This is a genomic window from Polaribacter gochangensis (assembly GCF_046224025.1).
Taxonomy (GTDB): domain Bacteria; phylum Bacteroidota; class Bacteroidia; order Flavobacteriales; family Flavobacteriaceae; genus Polaribacter; species Polaribacter gochangensis.
Window position 1 is genome coordinate 631324 of record NZ_JBJXRF010000002.1, and the last position, 20862, is coordinate 652185.

A 20862-nucleotide genomic window follows, 5' to 3' on the forward strand; every position below is an offset into this window, starting at 1 on the left:
AAAAGCTCTAAATTTCTTTAGAGCTTTTTTTATTCTGATTAAATAAGTGCTTAAAATTGTAAACGAATTCCGAATTTATAATTTCTTCCTCTGGTTGTATAACCAATAGTTTCTTCATAATCTTCATTAAATAAATTCGTCAACGAGCCAAAAAATATAACTTTACCATTTAGCAATCTATAATTTGCATTAATATCTAACAATTGATACGTTGGCAATTGCTTTTCAACAGTTGTAAATGTTGTAGCATCGTAATATCTTCCTGTTCTTTCGCCAACATTTTTATAAGCTAAAGATACAAACAGATTCTCTGAAGGTTTATAATCTATTTGCGCTGTAATTTTATTTTTTGGAAGATAATCTGCTTCTGCATCTTTATCGGTGTACGTATAGCCAATTGCAAAATTAACTTCCGAAATTGGTTTTAACTCAATTATCGACTCAATTCCTTTTGCTTGTATTGTAACATTTGAATTGCCATACTGTCCCCAAGGAGCAACAGAAAGTCCTTGAAAGATAATCGCATTATTTTCTGTTCTGTTAAAATAAACCACATTAAATTCTAACCATTTTTTATAAGTAGATTCAAAGCCAAACTCAGCTGTATTACTAGTTTCTGGCTCTAAATTTGTATTTCCGTACACAGAAAATAACTGATATAAACTTGGCGCAATAAAAGCAGTACTATAAGAGGTTAGCACTTTTAATGAAGTGTCATCCGAAGTAAAAAGTCGCAACGACGGATTGATGTGATATACCAAATGATTTCCGTAATTACTATGCTTATTTAATCTTCCACCTGTATTTATTGTCAAATCAAAATCCGTGGTAAACACAACAGCTCCATAGACATCTAACGTATTAAAATTAGCAACATCTTCGTCTATATTTCCCCAAGGAGAATTTGTTTGATTAAAGTGTTTTTGATAATTAATACCAGAGATTAGTTGTGTTTTTGAATTGATATCCCATTTATTTATCACTTCAATATTGGTAGAATTCCCTTCAAAAGTATCGTCATACAAAATTCTTTTTACCCTGTTTAATGAAGCAGTAGCGACTAGATTTCCGTTTCTATACTTATAATTTGGTTGTATACCAATTCGCAGTTGTTTTTGAGTAGCTTCACTTGTTTTAGAATCACTATTTGTGCCAGCGTCAAAACTATATTCTAAGTTATCGATGTTAAAAAACGTTGCAATATTTAGTTTATCAGAAAATGCATAACCTAATTTTACCAAACCATTTTCACTGTAAAATGGGTCTGTTGAAAATTCTTGGCTTGTATTGCTTTTTGCTGCTGAAAGTCCATCGACACCCGTAAAACTTAAGGAAGCTAAATAATTAAAATTATCAATTGTACCTCTAACTGTTGCCGTTTGATTTTTATCCAACAAGCCATTACTTTTTGAAATTGCCGAATTGTTTGTTCCCAAGCTCACTTGGTAAGTGCCTGAAATTGCATTTGTTGACGCTTTTTTTAAGACGATATTAATTACACCCGTTGCAGCTCCAGAACCATACATTGTGCTCGATGCTCCTTTCATAACTTCAATAGATTCAATTTGATTTAAACTTAGCAAACGCAAATCATACTCCAAACTAATTCCTGTTGGATCTGTTAGTGGAACACCATCAATTAATACCAACACTTGTCTATTTCTTCCTCCTCTAATATAAGTTCCTTTGACTTCTCCTAAAACAGAATTTGAACCTTTAATTTCTATTCCAGGAATTGCATTTAGCAATTCTAACACTGTTCTACCAGCATTATTTCGAATTTCTTCTAGAGTGATTTTATGAATCACCTTCCCTACTTTTTCCTTTTTTAACTTGAACTTTGTTGCAGAAATTACAACCTCTTCTAATTCAATTTCTTTTTCTTTTGATTTTTGCGAATACGCTGTTGTGCCAACTAGAATGAAAGTTAGCAAACCAACAATACTTAATTGTTTGTTCATTACTAATGATTTAATTTAACAAATAAATCAGGAAATTTTGTACGAAATGAATTGTACAAAAACTTTTATCCCGAAAGTTTTTACTCAGTGATTATGGCAGGTCTCCTGGCTCGCGTCTTGTAATTTACCTTCCCATTTTATGCTGATTAAATTTTCAACATTTTTAACAGTGGTTTAAAGAATAATTACAAGCATTCTTTCTAAAAGAACGAAGCTTACAGTTGCGGGAACAGCTTTGGGATAACAATATAAATTGTGGCACCAAATTCCCTTTTAATTCATCAACTAATTTATAAAGTTGATAAAACCAAATTTCGCAACAAATGTAACTCATTTATCATCATTAGTGAAATTTTATTCACAACAATTTTGTAACCTTGCAGTTCAAATTATGTACACATGAAATTTTTAGTTAGAGTATTTGTTTTATCATTAATTTTAGTCAATTGTAAAGAAAAAAACAGTTCTGAAATAGCAAATTTAAAAGTTAAACAATCAGAGAAGATAAAGTACGCTAAAGGCTTTGATATTGAATATCTTAATGATTATAAAAAACTAATCATAAAATCACCATATCAGAATTCAAAAGAACAATTTGAGTACATTTTAAGCAACTCCACAAACAAGGAAATTGCATCAATTAAAGGAACTAAAATCACAACTCCAGTTCAGCAAGTTGTGGTAACTTCTACTACGCATATTCCGATGTTAGAATTGCTTGGTGTAGAAACTTCTTTGATTGGTTTTCCGCATACAAAATACATTTCATCAACCAAAACAAGAAAATTAATTGCTGCTAATTTGGTCAAAGAAATTGGCGTAAAAGATGCTTTAAATACAGAAATTTTATTGGACTTAAATCCTGATGTTGTTATCGGATACAGCATGACAAAAACCAACAAGTCTTTAAATTTAATTGAAAAATCAGGAATTCCGGTTGTGTTAAACGGAGATTGGCTAGAAGATACTCCGCTTGGAAGAGCAGAATGGATTAAATTCTTTGGTGTTTTGTACAACAAAGAAAAAGAAGCCGACAGTATTTTTAATGTAATTGAAGCCAACTATAAAGCTGCTAAAGAACTCGCTAATAAAACTACTAAAAAACCTACAGTTTTATCTGGTGCCATTATGAGTAAAGACATTTGGAATTTACCAGCAGGAGAAAGCTTTGTAGCGCAGTTTTTAACCGATGCAAACACCCATTATTTATGGAAAGATTCTAAAGGAAAAGGAAGTTTATCTATTAGTTTTGAAAGTATTTTAGACAAAGGGAAATCTGCTGAAATTTGGATTGCTCCAGGTTATTTTTCATCAAAAAAACAAATGTTAGAAAAGAACGCTTATTATAAGGAGTTTACGGCTTTTAAAAATGATCAACTATATACTTTTGCCACCAAAACTGGAGAAACGGGTGGCGTACTTTACTTTGAATTAGGCCCGACAAGGCCAGATTTAGTATTAAAAGATATTATTAAAATTACGCATCCAGAATTGCTTAAAGAGTACACGCCAACTTTTTTCGAAAAAATGAATTAATTTCTAAAAAAAGTTGACGCTTCTTTTATCTTGATTACAAATTGCTAAAATAATGTAGTTTGACTTTCATCATCTTTTGCTTTCTGATCGGCCTTTTTCTTTTCAATGGTTTTTTGCAAAGCTCTTTCTGCTTTTTCTTCACTACTTAATAGCGTTGGTTTATCTGAAGACTTTTCTAAATTTGTAATTTCTAAAGGTAAAGTTTCATCAGAAACAACCTCTTCTTCTACTACTTCAATTTCTTCAGAAGTCAACTCTTCAGGTTCTTCATACGGCAAAGAATCTAATAAGTTTACTTGTTTAATTTTATCCGTAGTTAATTGATTTCCTTGTGCTTTTATTCCTTTTACTGCTATAAAATCTTCAAAATTAACTTCAAGATTGTCTAAACTTCTTTTAGAGAATTGAACTTCTGCAACAGGTCTGTAATCTGTTGCAACAATTTCTAATTGCGACTTTGGATGCTCTGAAATAAACAACTCTTCTTTATCTACGCTTTCAATTAAGAAGCGCTTTACAAAATAACGTTCTTTTTCTCCATCAAAATAAATTGCTGACAAAGGCTTCTTTGGTTTCCATTTTTCTAGGACAATCATATCATCTTCGAACCTACTTGCTAAATTTGGCGTAACCGCTTTTGCTTTTCCAGATTGATGCACAATTAACAATTTATCTTCTGCTCTAAATTCTCCTAACAACTCACCTCTTCCATCCACATTTAAACGCTGAACGGTGTCATCAAACCATATTTTACGTGGTTTTAATGTTGAAACTCCTGCCGATTTAAATTCGATTTTCTTAATTGGGTATTTTGTTATTGTATTTCCTCTTACAGCTCTACCTTTTACTGCTAAATCAGCAAAATCGATATCCCATTTTAGTTTTTTAATGCTTCCAACAGCTCTTAAATTGATGGTAACAACTTCTGCTTCTCCATTTGGATTCGCTGAAAAATATAACACTTTTGAACCTTTGCTTCCATTAGTCAAGTCATAATCCTTGTCACGAGTTACTGAAGTTACATTAAAGCGTTTCATATAAGAAACTCCTTTTGTACCATCTCTATACATATAGTTATATACAGTTCTTTTGTCTTTCTTCTTAAAAACAGCAACATGAATGATGTCTTTACCAACAAAAGTTTTAGCGTCTACTTTAGTAACTATCATTCCGCCATCTTTTCTAAAGACAATAATATCGTCTATATCGGCACAATCGGTTACATATTCGTCTTTACGTAAAGATGTTCCTATAAAACCTTCTTCTCTATTCACATAGAGTTTTGTGTTACGCATTACTACTTTAGTTGCAACAATGTCGTCGAAAATTCTGATTTCTGTTTTGCGTTCTTTCCCTTTTCCATAGGTTTCTTTTAAACGTTTAAAAAAGGCGATTGCAAATTCAATTAAATTTGCCAAATGGTTTTTTACCTCTGCAATTTTATCTTCTAAACTTTCAATATGCTGTTTTGCTTTATCAATATCAAACTTGGAAATCTTTTTAATCCTGATTTCTGTTAAACGCACAATATCTTCTTCTGTAATGGCTCTTTTTAAATGTTTGATATGCGGCTGTAATCCTTTATCAATAGCAGCAATAACACCTTCCCAAGTTTCTTCCTCTTCAATATCACGATAAATTCTATTTTCAATAAAAATACGCTCTAACGAAGCAAAATGCCATTGCTCTTCTAATTCATTTAACTGAATTTCTAATTCTAACTTTAATAATTCAACGGTATTATCAGTCGATTTACGCAATACTTCTTGCACTCCAATAAATACTGGTTTGTTGTTTTCAATAACACAACACAAAGGCGAAATAGAAGTTTCACAATTGGTAAAAGCAAACAAAGCATCAATGGTTTTATCTGGCGATATTCCAGATGGCAAATGCACAAGTATTTCTACATTTGCTGCCGTATTATCTTCTATTTTTTTAATTTTTATTTTTCCTTTTTCATTCGCTTTAATAATACTTTCAATCAGTGTTGTGGTTGTTGTACTAAACGGAATTTCTGTAATAACCAAGGTTTTCTTATCTAACTGAGAAATCTTGGCTCTAACTCGAACTTTACCTCCACGTTTTCCTTCGTTATAATTGGTAAAATCTGCTACTCCACCCGTTAAAAAATCTGGAACAATTTTAAAACTTTTGCCTTTTAAATGTTTGATGGAAGCATCAATCAATTCATTAAAATTATGCGGTAATATTTTGGTTGATAAACCAACTGCAATCCCTTCTCCACCTTGAGCTAAAAGCATCGGAAATTTTACAGGAAGATTTACAGGCTCTTTTCTACGTCCGTCATAAGAAGATTGCCATTCTGTAGTTTTCGGATTAAAAACAACATCCAACGCAAATTTAGAAAGACGTGCTTCGATATATCTTGATGCAGCTGCGCGATCACCGGTTAATGTATTTCCCCAGTTTCCTTGCATATCAATCAGCAATTCTTTCTGACCAATTTGCACCATTGCATCGCCAATAGAAGCGTCACCGTGCGGATGATATTGCATGGTGTGACCAACAATGTTTGCTACTTTATTGTAACGACCATCGTCTAAATCTTTCATAGAATGTAAAATTCTACGCTGTACAGGTTTAAATCCGTCATCAATTGCAGGAACTGCTCTTTCTAAAATTACATACGAAGCATAATCTAAAAACCATTCTTTGTACATTCCTGTAACTTTTGTGATGGTCTCCGTATTTTCTACTGGATGATTTATTTCTTCGTGTTCGTTTATTTCTTCACTCATTTAAAAAAACGTTTATTCGTTTAAGAGTTTATTTATTTTATAAAAGCTACTTTTTATAGCCTATTATATTTCTGTCTGATATCTTTTCTTTCTTCTCAACCAATTCATCTAAATAATTAAAAACCAATTCAATATTTTTAGAATTATTGGTTAATTTCTTTTTAATGTTTTCTATTTCAAATTGTAGCGATAAATTATCACTTAATAACTGACACATTTTTATAAATATTCTAATAATTTTAATATTTACTGCAATTGCTCTATCGCTATTTAACACACTTGACAACATTGCAACGCCTTGTTCTGTAAAGAACAAAGGCAAATATCTACTTCCTCCTCAACTTGAGGTCACAAATTGTGACCTTCATTTTAATTCTTTTTCTCTTTTCTCAATTTATTTAGATAATAACATTGCAATTATTATCAAAATCATACTTATGATTCCTAAATAAGATGAACCATTTTCTTTCCAAGACAAATTTTTAAAATTAATCCTAAAAAAATGAACTATTATTAAAATTCCAGCTAAAGCAGCAATTATAAATCTAATATTTTCACCCATAATCTAACACTATTCCTCAACTAAATCTAATTCAACTTTCAGATTCTCAATAATAAACTTTTGTCTATCTGGTGTGTTTTTACCCATATAAAATGAAAGCATTTCTTCAACCGACATTTCTTTGTCTAACATTACAGGAGCTAGACGAATGTCATTTCCAATAAAATGAACAAATTCATTTGGAGAAATTTCACCCAATCCTTTAAATCGAGTTATTTCTGGCTTCCCTCTTAGCTTCTCTATGGCTTCTTTTTTCTCTTCATCAGAATAACAATAATAGGTTTCTTTTTTATTTCGAACTCTAAACAACGGCGTTTCTAAAATATACAAATGTCCTTCTTTGATCACTTCAGGAAAAAATTGTAAAAAGAACGTAATCAATAATAACCGAATGTGCATTCCGTCTACATCGGCATCAGTTGCGATAACAATATTATTATAACGCAATCCTTCTATTCCGTCTTCAATATTTAAAGCTGCTTGTAGTAAATTAAATTCTTCGTTTTCGTACACAATTTTCTTTGACAATCCGTACGAATTCAAAGGTTTTCCTTTCAAGCTAAAAACCGCTTGTGTATTTACGTTTCTAGATTTTGTAATAGAACCAGAAGCAGAATCTCCCTCGGTGATAAAAAGTGTTGTATCTAAATAATTTTCTTTTTTGATGTCATCAAAATGAACTCTACAATCACGTAATTTCTTGTTATGCAAACTTGCTTTTTTAGCTCTGTCTTTTGCTAGTTTCCGAATTCCTGACAATTCCTTTCGCTCACGCTCTGCTTGTAAAATTTTACGATGAATTGCTTCTGCAACATCGGTATTTTTATGCAAGTAATTATCTAAATTTGTTTTTACAAAATCGTTGATAAAAGTTCTAACGGTTGGCAAACCTCCGCCCATTTCTGTAGAACCTAATTTTGTTTTTGTCTGACTTTCAAAAACTGGTTCCATCACTTTAATGGCAATTGCAGAGATAATTGATTTACGGACGTCAGAAGATTCGTAATTTTTACCAAAATACTCACGAATTGTTTTTACAATTGCTTCTCTAAAGGCCGCTTGATGCGTTCCTCCTTGCGTTGTATGCTGTCCGTTTACAAACGAATGGTATTCTTCTGAATATTGTGTTTTACTATGTGTAATTGCAATTTCAATATCTTCTTCTTTTAGATGAATGATCGGATATAATAAATCTGATGCCGAAGTATTTTCTTCTAGTAAATCTTTTAAACCGTTTTCTGAATGAAATTTTTCACCATTAAACAAAATGGTTAAACCTGTGTTTAAATACACATAGTTTTTCAACATTTTGGCAACATATTCATTTCTGAACTTATATTTCCCGAAAATAGTTTCATCAGGAATAAACTGCACTTTTGTCCCTTTTCTTAACGATGATTCGTGCGCATCTTCAACTTCAATTATATTTCCTTGATTAAATTCTGCCCAAGCAGTTTTATTTTCTCTTATAGATTGCACCTTAAAGTATTCCGACAATGCATTTACTGCCTTGGTTCCAACTCCATTTAAACCAACTGATTTTTTAAAAGCCTTAGAATCGTATTTACCACCCGTATTCATTTTAGAAACAACATCTACCACTTTTCCTAACGGAATTCCACGACCATAATCGCGAACGGTAACTTGTTTGTCTCTAATAGAAATTTCGATGGTTTTTCCAGCGCCCATCACATATTCATCGATTGAATTATCTAAAACTTCTTTTAATAAAATATAGATTCCGTCATCCGGAGAAGAGCCATCACCTAATTTACCAATATACATTCCAGGACGCATTCGAATGTGTTCTTTCCAGTCGAGAGATCGAATATTATCTTCGGTATATTTTGTTTCTTGTGCCATAAAATTTTGCGGATTGAATGCCTTGCTAAAATAGCAATAAGCGTAAAAAATAAAAAACTCTATTGAATTAGTTATCAACAGATTTTTAAAGTGTTTTTTTGGAAGTTTAATAAAACCTAAAATATTCTTACAAATAAGGATTCTTATCTTTTATTTTGGTTTTATTAATAACAAAATACAACAGTAGATTACTAAAAAAAACCTCAAAACACCTAAAAAACAGGTATTTATACTCTTTTTTTTAAATATTTATCATCATAATTTTGTATTAGTATTAACTTAAAACCTAAAATTATGTCTAATTTATCTTTTGCAATCTCTGAAATTGTAATTACTAATCCTGGTACTACAGGAAATGATTGGAGCCCAATTGTGTATGCTTATTCAAAAAACGGATTCGAATGGGGTACAATTTGTTCAACATTAAATAATCAGGTAAATAATTATCCCATCCTTGAACAAGGGTCATCAAACAACGGAGTAAGTTACTTACAAATAACTTGTCAATCTGGTCAGTATCAATTATATTTTACTATGGCTTCTGGAATAGCCAATATACTTGCTCAATGTGTCACTTCGCCAAAACCATATCCAAATAACCAAGTGTCTTTATGGAGTGGTGCTCAAAACACAAATTTTAAATTAACTATAGATTTAAAGGCCACAAATGAATTGACTGGAATAAGTTTACAACCTGTATAACATTATTCTATTTCAGTAAATAGCTCTATAAATTTATAGAGCTATTCTTTTTAATCTAAACGTTAAATCTAAAGTTCATCATATCACCATCTTGAACAATATATTCTTTTCCTTCAATAGATAATTTTCCAGCTTCTTTCACTTTCGCTTCACTACCAAAAGCAACATAATCTTCGTATTTAATTACTTCTGCTCTAATAAAACCTTTTTCAAAATCAGTATGAATTACTCCTGCCGCTTGAGGCGCAGTATCTCCGATATTAATCGTCCAAGCTCTTACTTCTTTTACTCCGGCTGTAAAGTACGTTTGTAGTTTTAATAATTTATATGCAGATCTAATCAGTTTTGATGAACCTGGCTCGTCTAATCCGATGTCAGCTAAAAACATTTGACGCTCTTCATAATCGTCTAATTCGTTAATATCTGCTTCTGTACCAACAGCCAAAATAATAATTTCTGCATCTTCGTTGGCAACAACTTCTTTTACTTTATCAACATAAGCGTTTCCTGTAACGGCTGAATTCTCATCAACATTACACACATACAAAACAGGTTTAGATGTTATCAATTGTAATGTTTTTACAAACTCATCTTCTTTCTCTGTAAAATCGATGGTTCTTACTGATACTCCTTGCAATAATGTTTCTTGTATTTTTAGCAAGATAACCAATTCAGCTTGCGCTTCTTTGTTTCCTGTTTTTGCAGTACGTTTTACTCTTTCTAAACGTTTTTCTACAGTTTCTAAATCTTTTAATTGCAATTCTATGTCAATAGTTTCTTTGTCTCTAATCGGATCGATGGTAGTATCAACATGAATAATATTGTCGTTATCAAAACAACGCAATACATGAATAATTGCATCTGTTTCTCTAATATTTGCTAAAAATTGATTTCCCAATCCTTCCCCTTTACTTGCACCACGAACCAATCCAGCTATATCAACTATTTCTACAGTTGCTGGCACAACTCTTTCTGGATTTACTAATTCTTCTAGTTTTTCTAATCTTTCATCAGGCACATTTACAACTCCAATATTTGGTTCTATCGTACAAAAAGGAAAGTTTGCACTTTGCGCTTTTGCATTTGATAAACAATTAAATAAGGTTGATTTTCCTACGTTTGGTAATCCTACAATTCCAGCTTTCATATTTCTTTAGATATTTAGATAAAAGACACAAGCATCAAGACTTGATTTTTGCGAGTGCAAATATAGATTTTATTCACAAAAAAACCTCGAATTAAATCGAGGTTTAAAAGTCTTTATTCTATTTTCGAGAATCTCTTGTCTATTCGTTATGCATAAAGCGTTGCTTTGCTAACAATTCTTCTTCAGTTTCTACATTATCTTCATCTGGCACACAACAATCAACAGGACAAACTGCAGCACATTGTGGTTCTTCATGAAATCCTACACATTCTGTACATTTATCTGCAACTATAAAATAAATTTCGTCAGAAATAGGTTCGTTCGTTTCATCAGCATTTATTTTCTTACCATTAGGCAACACTGCATTTCCTGTTAAATCTGTTCCGTCTGCATATTTCCAATCATCTGCTCCTTCATAAATTGCTGTATTCGGACATTCTGGTTCGCATGCACCACAATTTATACATTCATCAGTAATTATAATTGCCATAGTTTTTTTCTTTGAGTTTATGTACCTTTGCGGTGCAAAAATAAGCCCAAAATAATTCACAACCAAAAGAAATAGACAGAATGCAACAACGAATTGACGCTTTTGTAAAATTAGGAACGTTTTTGAGTCAGTTTTCACCATCTGGCATCAAAAAGAAAGAGCATATTGCTTATAATGATTTATTTTTTGATGGATTTAAACATCAAATAAAATTGGCGGAAGAAAATAATAGCTGGTTTACAAATGACAACATTTTATTTTCTTTAGATAGTTGGGCTAATGCGCTAACAAAAGACAATCTTTCTAAATGGACATCAAATCATACTTTTCAAAATTCTGAAAAAAAAGTTGCTGTAATTATGGCAGGAAACATTCCGCTAGTTGGTTTTCATGACTTTTTATCTGTGTTGATTTCTGGACATACAGTTTTAGTGAAGCAATCTTCAAGCGACACTAATTTAATGCCTTTTTTAGCAAAATATTTAGAATATATTGAACCTTCTTTTAAAAATAAAATAATATTTACCGAAGGCAACCTAACTAATTTTGATGCTGTAATTGCAACCGGAAGCAACAATACAGCGCGTTATTTTGAACATTATTTTAAAGGGAAGCCAAGTATTATTAGAAAAAATAGAAATTCTGTTGCTGTTTTAACAGGAAAAGAATCTGACACAGAATTAGCAAATCTAAGCAATGATGTTTTTCAGTATTTTGGACTAGGCTGTAGAAGTGTTTCTAAATTATTTGTCCCGGAAGGCTATAATTTTGATGCCTTTTTTAACGGGATGTACACTAAAAAAGAAATCATCAACAACGCCAAATATGCTAACAATTACGATTATAATAAAGCTGTTTACTTAATGAGCTTGTTTGATTTGTTAGAAAATGGTTTTCTAATGATTAAAGAAGACAAAAGTTATTCATCGCCAATTGCTACTGTTTTTTACGAATACTATTCAGACATCAACCAATTAAAAGAAAAACTGAATACTGATGCTGATAAAATACAGTGTGTAGTTTCTAATGGAATTTTAGATTCTGAGATAGCATTTGGAGAAACTCAAAATCCCCAATTGTGGGATTATGCAGACGGAATAAATACTTTAGAATTTTTAGCAAGAATTTAAAAAAATACTCATCAAAAAGTAGGATATTTGTGCTACAAAAAACAACACAACACAATTATGAAAAAACATAATTTTAGCGCAGGACCATCTATCTTAACTGATGAAGTCTTAAAAAAAGCTTCTGAAGCTGTTCTAAATTTTAATAACGAAGGTTTATCAATATTAGAAATTTCACATAGAAGCAAGTCTTTTATTGCTGTAATGGAAAAGGCAAAGAGCTTAGTTTTAGAGTTATTAAACTTAGAAAACAAAGGGTATAAAGTCTTATTTTTACAAGGAGGCGCAAGCACTCAATTTTTAATGTCTGCTTATAATTTATTACATAAAAAAGCAGCCTATTTAAACACCGGAACTTGGTCTGAAAAAGCCATTAAAGAAGCAAAATTATTTGGAGAACTAGTAGAAGTTGCATCGTCAAAAGGCGATAATTTTACGTTTATCCCTAAAGGATATCAAATCCCTGAAGATGCAGATTATTTTCACTGCACAAGCAACAACACCATTTTTGGAACTCAAATAAAAGAATTTCCAAAATTTGATGGCGTTACTGTTTGCGATATGAGTTCAGATATTTTTTCTCGCCAATTAGATTTTTCAAAATTCGATTTAATCTACGCTGGTGCTCAAAAAAATATTGGTCCAGCCGGAACTACCTTAATTGTTATTAAAGAAGAAATTTTAGGAAACGTTGACAGAACAATTCCATCAATGTTAAATTACCAAGTCCATATTGATAAAGACAGCATGTTTAATACACCATCTGTGTTTGCAATTTATGTTTCTATGTTAACATTAGAATGGCTAAAAGATGTAGGCGGAATACCATTTATTGAAAAAGCAAACAACAAAAAGGCGGAATTGATTTATAATGAGATTGATAGAAATCCGTTGTTCAAAGGTTTTGCTGTAAAAGAAGACAGAAGCAATATGAATGCTACTTTTACACTTGTTGATGAAAGTTTAAAAGAAACATTTGACAATTTATGTGCAGAAGCTGGCATAAACGGAATTAACGGCCATCGAAGTGTTGGTGGCTATAGAGCAAGCATGTACAACGCATTACCTTTATACAGCGTACAAGCGTTGGTTGATGTAATGCAAGAATTAGAAAGAAATAATTAATGTAACAATTTAAAAGTTTGAAAATGTAACAATTTTTGAGTTTTTCAATTTTTGAATATTTAAATAGAAGAATGAAAGTATTAGCAAACGACGGAATTTCACAAAGTGGAATTGAAGCACTTGAAAACGGAGGATTTGAAGTTATCACCACAAAAGTTGCTCAAAATCAATTAGAAAATTTTATCAACGAAAACTCAATAGATGTAATTTTAGTAAGAAGTGCAACTCAAGTCCGTCAAGAACTAATCGATGCTTGTCCGTGTATAAAATTGATTGGTCGTGGTGGTGTTGGAATGGATAATATTGATGTTGAATATGCAGAAAATCAAGGTTTACATGTAATTAATACACCAAACGCCTCTTCTAGTTCGGTAGCAGAATTGGTTTTTGCGCACTTATTCGGAATGGTTCGTTTTTTACATCAAGCAAATAGAGAAATGCCTTTAGAAGGTGATACTCGATTTAAAGATTTAAAAAAAGGTTTTGCTGATGGAACTGAATTACGAGGAAAAACTCTTGGTATTATCGGTTTTGGTAGAATCGGAAAAGAGGTTGCTAAAATTGCATTAGGAATTGGGATGAAAGTAATTGCAAATGATGGTTATGTTGGTGAAGCCATTATTAATGTTCCTTTTTACAACGGGCAATCTATAGATGTAAAAATAGAAACTGAATCTTTTGATGAAGTTATAAAACAAGCAGATTTTATTACGTTACACGTTCCAAATCAAGATGAATATATTATTGGCGAGAAGCAATTTGGTTTGATGAAAGATGGAGTTGGAATCATAAATGCTGCTCGTGGTGGAGTAATTGACGAAGTTGCTTTGGTTAACGCAATTGAAACTGGAAAAGTAAAATATGCTGGTTTAGATGTGTTTGAAAAAGAACCAACCCCAGAAATTCAATTATTAATGAATCCTGATATTTCTTTAACGCCACATATTGGAGCAGCAACTGTAGAAGCACAAGATAGAATTGGTAAAGAATTAGCCGAACAAATTATACAATTACTTTCTTAAAAGTAACATGGCAATACTAAAACCTTTTAAAGCAGTAAGAGCAACAAGAGATAAAGTTGCGTTGGTTTCCACAAAATCACGCGAAATTTATACTCCAGATATGTTAAATGCAAAATTGGCTTTTAATCCTTTTACGTTTTTACATGTCATAAATCCTGGCAATAAATATCATCAACAAGATGTAAGCGGAGATTTGCGTTTTAAATTAGTGCATAATAGGTATTTAGAATTTAAAGAGAATCGTATTTTTACTCAAGACGAAACTCCCGCTTTTTATATTTATCAGAAAACAACTGCAACAAATTCTTTTTGTGGAATTATTGCAGCAACTTCTGTAGATGATTACAATAATAATGTCATCAAAAAACACGAAGGTACTTTACAAGAACGTGAATTGTTGTTTGAAAATTATTTGAAAAATACTGGCTTTAACGCAGAACCTGTACTCCTAACCTATCCAGATAATGAGGTGGTTACAAACATCATTAAAAAACATCAACAAACCAGGGCAGAATATGAATTTTCTACAACAGATAAAGATACTCATTTGCTTTGGATAGTAAATAATCAGAAAGATATTGATCTAATTACTAAAGCTTTTAAAGAAGTTGATACTTTATATATTGCAGATGGTCATCACCGATCTACATCTTCGTGTTTATTGGCAGAAAACTTGGCAAAAGAGAATCCAAACCATTCAGGTAAAGAAGATTATAACTTTTTTATGAGTTATCTATTGCCTGAAAGCCAACTTAGTATTTATGAATTTAATCGCTTTATTAAAGATTTAAACGGGTTAACACCAGACGAATTTTTAATTGAATTAGACACGTATTTTAGAATCGAAAATCGCGGACAAGAATTATACAAACCAAAAGAAAAACATCATTTTAGCATGTATTTAAATGGTGATTTTTATGCGTTATATTTAAGGAAGACTATTTATAAATTTACGGATGCACTTAGCGAACTAGATGCCGAAATTTTATACCAAGCAATATTAAAACCCATTTTAGGAATTTTAGATATTAGAAATGATTCTAAAATTATTTATTCTCAAAATAAATCTGATAGTTTAGAATTAAAAACAAAAGTAGATGCTGGTGATTTTAAAGTTTCATTTGGAATGTTACCAACAACTATCGAAGAACTTAAAAATATCGTTGACGCAGACTTGTTAATGCCTCCAAAAACTACGTATATTGAACCAAAATTAAGAAGCGCTTTAACTATTTACGAGTTTTAATTATGATTGCTAAAAACCTACATCAAATTAAAGAAAACTTACCAGACTATGTAACTTTAGTTGCGGTTTCTAAAACCAAACCAAACTCAGCTATTTTAGAAGCATACAATGCTGGACAGCGTGTTTTTGGCGAAAATAAAATTCAAGAAATGGCCACTAAATATGATGAATTGCCAAAAGATATTCAATGGCATATGATTGGACATTTACAGCGAAATAAAGTAAAATACATGGCGCATTTTGTTGATTTAATTCACGGTGTAGATAGTTTTAAAACTTTGAAAGAAATAAACAAGCAAGCAAAAAAACACAATCGAATTATCAACTGTTTATTGCAGGCAAAAATTGCAAAAGAAGACACGAAGTTTGGATTGTCTTTTTCAGATATTGAAGAAATTATTTCATCTGAGGAAATATCAGAATTAAAAAATATTAAAATTGTTGGTTTAATGGGAATGGCAACATTTACAGACAATCAAGAACAACTAATAACAGAGTTTTCTGCATTAAAAAACTTTTTTGATGTACTTAAATTACAGCATTCTACACTTAGAGTTTTATCGATGGGAATGAGTGGAGATTATCAATTGGCAATAAAAAATGGCAGTAATATGGTTAGAGTTGGAAGTGCTATTTTTGGTGCTCGAAATTATATTGCTTAGTTTTACTAAAAAAGAAAAAGAGTTTGTACGCAATTTTAGATATTGAAACTACCGGAGGAAAATTTAACGAAGAAGGAATTACTGAAATTGCAATCTATAAGTTCGACGGACATACAGTTGTAGATCAACTTATTACGCTCGTAAATCCAGAAAAAGACATTCAGCCTTTTGTGGTTCAACTTACAGGAATCAATAATAAAATGCTGCGAAATGCTCCAAAATTTCACGAAGTAGCAAAACGAATCTTAGAAATTACTGAAGATTGTATTATTGTTGCTCACAACTCAAGTTTTGATTATCGTATTTTAAAGACAGAATACAAACGTTTAGGATATCTGTTTAAAAGAGATACGTTGTGTACAGTTGAATTAAGCAGAAAATTGATTCCAGACAAACCTTCTTACAGTTTAGGCAAGTTATGTAAATCGCTCGGAATTCCGATGAGCGATAGACATAGAGCTTCAGGTGATGCCTTAGCTACCATTCAACTTTTTAAATTATTATTAGATAAAGATATTGATAAGACCATCATAAAAAGCACAATAAAACATTTTGATTGTAAGAAAACTGCAGAAAAACTAACTAGTTTGGTCGAAGAAGTTCCAACAATTATGGGGGTCTATTATTTACATAAAGATGATGGAGAAATTATTTTTATGGGCAAAGGAAATAATATAAAAAGCGATCTTATAAATCAGTTTATAAAAACAACAAAACGAAGCGTAAAAATTCAAGAAAAAACTGCGTCAATAAGTTATGAACTTACTGGAAATATGCTACTAACCAGTTTAAAATATTTTTTAGAATTAGATGCTAACAAACCGAAATATAATTTGAGAAGTAAAAAAAGAATTTTATCCGAAGGTTTTAATAGCGATAATATGTTATTGGTTGATAAAGGAAGAACTATAGATGAAAGCTCGATAATTGTTATAGAAAATAATGAAGTTTTAGGATACTGTTTTACCAATTTGGCTTTTCAAGAAAATCAAATGAGTATTTTAAAAGAAATGCTCACACCTATTTTAAATAAAAGTTTGGCCAAAACTATTATCAAAAATTATTTAAAAAATAAATCTGTTTTAAAAATAATACGTTACTAGACTATGAAAAAAGTTTTTTTATTGATTGTTTTTTTATTAATCACGACTTTTTCTTTTTCTCAAAGATCTAAGTCAGTAAAAATGGGACAGGCTACTTTAGAGGAATTAAAAATGACCGTTTACGACAAAGATTCTACAGCAGTTGCTGTTGTATTGTACGAGCAAGGAAATACATTTATGAATCCAGCAAAAGACCACAATTTAAGTACCAACTATTATTACAGAATCAAAATACTAAAAAAAGAAGGTTTTGACAAAGGGATAGTTCAAATTCCTTTTTATAAAAATGAATCTGTAGACAATATCAAAGCGATTACTTATAATATAGTTGCAAACTCCATCCAAAAAAAACATGTATTAGAAAAAGATATTTTTAAAAATAAAGAAACTGAAAATTGGACCACCTTAACATTTACCTTACCAGACATTAAGGTAGGTTCTGTAATAGAATATTCTTATACCTATACAACTCCTTATTTTCAAGGGTTAGAAGATTGGTATTTTCAATCTGACATTCCTAAAGTTAAAAGCGAATATGAATCGGCAATCTTAGGAAATTACATGTACAATGTGGGTTTAAGAGGTTTTTTAAAGTTAGATAAAAATAATCCTTCGGTAATTAAAAGATGTGTAAATATTCCTGGACTAACTCAAGGCGGATGTACGGTTTTATCATTGGGAATGAACCACATACCTGCTTTTAAAGAAGAAGGATATATGACTAGTAAGAAGAATTTTATTTCTAGAGTTACATTTGAATTAGAATCCTTTACATCAGCAAGTGGAAGTAAAATAAGATATACAGATACATGGAAATCAACAGATAAAAGATTTAAATCTGGAGATTATTTTGGTTCAGAATTAAGAAAATCTAATTTCTTTAAAAAGAATTTACCACAAGAATTAATTTCCGAAAAGAATACCTTAGAAAAAGCAAAAAACATTTATTATTTTATACAGAACCATTATACAAACAATGGTAAAAGTTTTTCGTATAGTAAAATTGACACAAAAAAATCTTTTAATGATAAAGTTGGTACACTTGCAGACATAAACATTTCTTTGTTTAATGCTTTAAAAGCAGCAGATTTAGATGTCAAAATTGCGTTATTGTCTACCAGAAGCAATGGTTTACCAACTAAAATATATCCTGTAATTACAGATTTTAATTATGTAATTGTTCTCTTAAAAATAGATGAAGAAGAATATTTTCTAGATGCAACTAACAAACAATTAACTTTTGGTCTTACTCCATTTTCTACATTAAATGGCGATGTTCGTGTAATGGATTTTAAAAAGGGAAGCTATTGGAAATCGTTAGCTCCTAAATTTGAATCAAATGAAAAAATAAACCTCAGTGTAACTATTTCAGAAGATGGAGAAATAAAAGGTTTGTTAAGAGTCTTTAATTCTGGTTATGACGCCTATAATTTAAAGTCTGAATTAAATTCTACTAGTCAAGAAAATTATTTGGAGAAATATGAAGCTAACAATAGCTTAGAAGTAAATGACTATAAGGTTTCTGGATTGGAAAGAAATAGCAATCAAATTACACAAACTTTTAACTTTAATTTTGAGGCAATCAATGAGGGTTTACAAGATAAAATATATCTCAATCCCTTTTTTCATGAGAAAGCACAAACGAACCCATTTAAACTAACAGAGCGCTTATACCCTGTTAATTTTGGTTATAAAAGAAACTACATTTATAGAGCAAGTATTCATTTACCAGAGAATTATTCTATTGGAGAATTGCCAAAAAGCAGAGCTTTTTCTTTACCCAATAATGGTGGTAGTTTTATTTTTAATATAAAGAAACTAAATGCTAAAATTACCATCTTTTATAAATTTCAACTCAACAAAGTTGCATATACAAATCAAGAATATTTTGCTTTAAAAGAGTTCTTTCATCAAATTGTTAAAGCTCAATCTACTATGATTACTTTAGCCAAAATCAAATAATCTTTTTCTAGTTTATTTAAAGAGTTAAACTTTTTTGTTATTTTTATAGAATATACGAAAAAATGCGTATTGTTTTTTCTGCTCATATCCCTTATTTTTGTAGAATAACCTAAAAACAAACATCATGAAAAAGTTTTCACTAATTGTGTTTTTAACGCTACTAAGTACAACATTCTATGCACAAGAATTTGTTACAGGATTAGAGTTTAGCAAAGAAAAATACGAAAATGTTACAGAAACGGTTCCTCTAATTACAAGAAGTGTAACCTCTGTTCCAAGAAGTTATAGTATAAAGGCATACTCTCCTACTCCTGGTAATCAAGGCCGTCAACCATCATGTGTTGGTTGGGCAAGTGGTTATGGAGCAAGAACCATTGCAAATGCAATAAAAAATGGCTGGGCAAATAATACTACAAAAATCAACCAAAACACATTTTCTCCTGCATTTGTATACAACTTAATTAAATTTAAAGGAGATAATGATTGTAAACGTGGATCATATATTGCTGACGCAATGAAATTATTAAATACATACGGTGTATTAGCATTAAAAGATTTCACTTACGATCAAACAAACTGTGTAAAAAGTCCGTCTACATACGGTTTACAAAAAGCAAAACAAAACACAATTTTAACTTACGAAAGATTAGCAAAATGGGACAACCCTTCTAATTTAGTTGGAAAAGTAAAAAAAGCAATCGCGAATAAAAATCCTGTTGTTATTGGTATGCAAGTTTCTTCTACTTTTTTTAAAGCTAAGGGAGCTTGGAATGGAATTCATACGAGTAAACCTGGCGGACATGCAATGGTTGTTATTGGTTATGATGATGATAAGTATGGAGGTTCTTTTGAGTTGTTAAATTCTTGGGGAACAAACTGGGGAAACAACGGATATATTTGGGTGCGGTATGATGATTTTAAAAAGAACACAAAAACAGCCTATGTTTTAGTTGATAAAAGTCCAAAACCTAAAGTTATTGTTTCTCCAGATGATAATGATGACGTGGTGGTAACCAATAATGAAACTACTTTAGCAGGAGAACTTACTTTAAAGTTAAGCAACGGTGAAAACATGACTCCTATTTTAGCAAAAGGAGCTTCAAGAAATTTTAATGTTGTAAAAGCATCAGAAACAACTTATAGCATTGCTAAAAGTTATGGTTCTGGAACTCAGTTTAGAATTTACTTAAAAAGCAAACAAAAAGGTTATGTCTATTTAATTGGATATGGTTCTGCTGATAAATCTGTTAGTAAATTATATCCATTTGAAAAATTTAGCGATTATTTTAGCTACATAAATAGCGAAATTGCATTGCCTAACGAAGACTATTTTATTGAGTTTGACGAAAAACCAGGTAGAGATGTACTTTGTGTTTTATATAGCAAAGAAAAATTAGATATTGATAAAATTGTAAGTACTACAAGATATGGTTCTGGAGATTTTGTTTCTAGAGTTAAAAAAGCACTGCAATCTAAAATATATAAAGGATCTGACATTAAATTTGATAGTAATAAAATTGCTTTTACAACTAAATCTTCAAATAGTACTGCTAAAGTTGTACCTATCTTTATAGAAATGAATCACCAATAAA

The 20862-nt window shown here is 30.9% G+C and carries 16 protein-coding genes and 1 riboswitch; of the genes, 10 read left to right on the plus strand and 6 right to left on the minus strand.

Translation table 11 applies throughout. The features are described 5' to 3' along the window. Window positions 1-50: 50 nt before the first annotated feature. On the minus strand, window positions 51-1961 hold the full coding sequence (locus ACEWL1_RS08150; RefSeq protein ID WP_409232803.1) for a TonB-dependent receptor plug domain-containing protein: 1911 nt from the start codon (window positions 1959-1961) through the stop codon (window positions 51-53). A gap of 78 nt (window positions 1962-2039) precedes the next feature. Beyond that, window positions 2040-2288, minus strand: a riboswitch (cobalamin riboswitch). A 72-nt stretch (window positions 2289-2360) separates the two neighbouring features. On the opposite strand from ACEWL1_RS08150, the gene ACEWL1_RS08155 reads away from it, so the two are divergent. Beyond that, window positions 2361-3497, plus strand: a complete 1137-nt coding sequence (locus ACEWL1_RS08155; RefSeq protein WP_409232804.1) for an ABC transporter substrate-binding protein — start codon at window positions 2361-2363, stop codon at window positions 3495-3497. A 44-nt stretch (window positions 3498-3541) separates the two neighbouring features. Here the strand turns inward: ACEWL1_RS08155 and ACEWL1_RS08160 are convergent, their stop codons facing one another. From ACEWL1_RS08160 to ACEWL1_RS08170, 3 genes are all read right to left on the minus strand, one after another. After that, window positions 3542-6259, minus strand: coding sequence for a DNA gyrase/topoisomerase IV subunit A (locus ACEWL1_RS08160; RefSeq protein ID WP_409232805.1), 2718 nt, complete (start codon window positions 6257-6259; stop codon window positions 3542-3544). A gap of 46 nt (window positions 6260-6305) precedes the next feature. Next, window positions 6306-6575 carry a hypothetical protein gene (locus ACEWL1_RS08165; protein WP_409232806.1) on the minus strand — a complete coding sequence of 90 codons (270 nt, stop codon included), beginning with the start codon at window positions 6573-6575 and terminating at the stop codon, window positions 6306-6308. A gap of 255 nt (window positions 6576-6830) precedes the next feature. Next, window positions 6831-8684: a DNA topoisomerase IV subunit B gene (locus ACEWL1_RS08170; RefSeq protein WP_409232807.1), complete on the minus strand. Its 1854-nt coding sequence runs from the start codon at window positions 8682-8684 to the stop codon at window positions 6831-6833. Between the two features lie 294 nt (window positions 8685-8978). Here ACEWL1_RS08170 and ACEWL1_RS08175 point away from each other — a divergent pair, with 294 nt between their 5' ends. Continuing rightward, window positions 8979-9386 carry a hypothetical protein gene (locus tag ACEWL1_RS08175; protein ID WP_409232808.1) on the plus strand — a complete coding sequence of 136 codons (408 nt, stop codon included), beginning with the start codon at window positions 8979-8981 and terminating at the stop codon, window positions 9384-9386. 55 nt (window positions 9387-9441) lie between these two features. Here ACEWL1_RS08175 and ychF read toward each other — a convergent pair whose 3' ends face one another. Together ychF and ACEWL1_RS08185 are read right to left on the minus strand one after the other, a co-directional pair. Further along, complete coding sequence (gene ychF, locus ACEWL1_RS08180; RefSeq protein ID WP_409232809.1) at window positions 9442-10533, minus strand: redox-regulated ATPase YchF; 1092 nt, start codon at window positions 10531-10533, stop codon at window positions 9442-9444. A 139-nt stretch (window positions 10534-10672) separates the two neighbouring features. After that, entirely contained in the window at window positions 10673-11023 is a 351-nt protein-coding gene (locus ACEWL1_RS08185) for a 4Fe-4S dicluster domain-containing protein (protein WP_409232810.1), read from the minus strand. Window positions 11024-11103: 80 nt separating this feature from the next. Here ACEWL1_RS08185 and ACEWL1_RS08190 point away from each other — a divergent pair, with 80 nt between their 5' ends. The 8 genes from ACEWL1_RS08190 to ACEWL1_RS08225 all read left to right on the plus strand — a co-directional run bounded on the left by ACEWL1_RS08190 (window position 11104) and on the right by ACEWL1_RS08225 (window position 20861). Continuing rightward, a complete protein-coding gene (locus tag ACEWL1_RS08190; protein WP_409232811.1) occupies window positions 11104-12153 on the plus strand; it encodes an acyl-CoA reductase in 1050 nt (349 codons plus the stop codon). 57 nt (window positions 12154-12210) lie between these two features. Continuing rightward, window positions 12211-13275, plus strand: coding sequence for a 3-phosphoserine/phosphohydroxythreonine transaminase (gene serC, locus ACEWL1_RS08195; RefSeq protein ID WP_409232812.1), 1065 nt, complete (start codon window positions 12211-12213; stop codon window positions 13273-13275). A 71-nt stretch (window positions 13276-13346) separates the two neighbouring features. Beyond that, entirely contained in the window at window positions 13347-14297 is a 951-nt protein-coding gene (locus ACEWL1_RS08200; protein WP_409232813.1) for a D-2-hydroxyacid dehydrogenase, read from the plus strand. 7 nt (window positions 14298-14304) lie between these two features. Further along, the gene (locus ACEWL1_RS08205; RefSeq protein WP_409232814.1) at window positions 14305-15543 is read left to right on the plus strand and encodes a DUF1015 domain-containing protein; all 1239 of its coding nucleotides are present in this window, start codon (window positions 14305-14307) and stop codon (window positions 15541-15543) included. Between the two features lie 2 nt (window positions 15544-15545). Further along, window positions 15546-16205 carry a YggS family pyridoxal phosphate-dependent enzyme gene (locus tag ACEWL1_RS08210; protein ID WP_409232815.1) on the plus strand — a complete coding sequence of 220 codons (660 nt, stop codon included), beginning with the start codon at window positions 15546-15548 and terminating at the stop codon, window positions 16203-16205. A 23-nt stretch (window positions 16206-16228) separates the two neighbouring features. After that, window positions 16229-17308 carry a 3'-5' exonuclease gene (locus tag ACEWL1_RS08215; RefSeq protein ID WP_409232816.1) on the plus strand — a complete coding sequence of 360 codons (1080 nt, stop codon included), beginning with the start codon at window positions 16229-16231 and terminating at the stop codon, window positions 17306-17308. Window positions 17309-17311: 3 nt separating this feature from the next. Further along, the gene (locus ACEWL1_RS08220; RefSeq protein WP_409232817.1) at window positions 17312-19270 is read left to right on the plus strand and encodes a DUF3857 domain-containing protein; all 1959 of its coding nucleotides are present in this window, start codon (window positions 17312-17314) and stop codon (window positions 19268-19270) included. A 124-nt stretch (window positions 19271-19394) separates the two neighbouring features. Then, a complete protein-coding gene (locus ACEWL1_RS08225; protein WP_409232818.1) occupies window positions 19395-20861 on the plus strand; it encodes a C1 family peptidase in 1467 nt (488 codons plus the stop codon). Window position 20862: the final 1 nt, after the last annotated feature.

Bases quoted from the DNA above. Each gene is read 5' to 3' on its own strand.
- ACEWL1_RS08150 (WP_409232803.1), bottom strand. From the start codon at position 1,961: ATGAACAAACAATTAAGTATTGTTGGTTTGCTAACTTTCATTCTAGTT.
- ACEWL1_RS08155 (WP_409232804.1), top strand. From the start codon at position 2,361: ATGAAATTTTTAGTTAGAGTATTTGTTTTATCATTAATTTTAGTCAAT.
- ACEWL1_RS08160 (WP_409232805.1), bottom strand. From the start codon at position 6,259: ATGAGTGAAGAAATAAACGAACACGAAGAAATAAATCATCCAGTAGAA.
- ACEWL1_RS08170 (WP_409232807.1), bottom strand. From the start codon at position 8,684: ATGGCACAAGAAACAAAATATACCGAAGATAATATTCGATCTCTCGAC.
- ACEWL1_RS08175 (WP_409232808.1), top strand. From the start codon at position 8,979: ATGTCTAATTTATCTTTTGCAATCTCTGAAATTGTAATTACTAATCCT.
- ychF (WP_409232809.1), bottom strand. From the start codon at position 10,533: ATGAAAGCTGGAATTGTAGGATTACCAAACGTAGGAAAATCAACCTTA.
- ACEWL1_RS08185 (WP_409232810.1), bottom strand. From the start codon at position 11,023: ATGGCAATTATAATTACTGATGAATGTATAAATTGTGGTGCATGCGAA.
- ACEWL1_RS08190 (WP_409232811.1), top strand. From the start codon at position 11,104: ATGCAACAACGAATTGACGCTTTTGTAAAATTAGGAACGTTTTTGAGT.
- serC (WP_409232812.1), top strand. From the start codon at position 12,211: ATGAAAAAACATAATTTTAGCGCAGGACCATCTATCTTAACTGATGAA.
- ACEWL1_RS08200 (WP_409232813.1), top strand. From the start codon at position 13,347: ATGAAAGTATTAGCAAACGACGGAATTTCACAAAGTGGAATTGAAGCA.
- ACEWL1_RS08205 (WP_409232814.1), top strand. From the start codon at position 14,305: ATGGCAATACTAAAACCTTTTAAAGCAGTAAGAGCAACAAGAGATAAA.
- ACEWL1_RS08210 (WP_409232815.1), top strand. From the start codon at position 15,546: ATGATTGCTAAAAACCTACATCAAATTAAAGAAAACTTACCAGACTAT.
- ACEWL1_RS08220 (WP_409232817.1), top strand. From the start codon at position 17,312: ATGAAAAAAGTTTTTTTATTGATTGTTTTTTTATTAATCACGACTTTT.
- ACEWL1_RS08225 (WP_409232818.1), top strand. From the start codon at position 19,395: ATGAAAAAGTTTTCACTAATTGTGTTTTTAACGCTACTAAGTACAACA.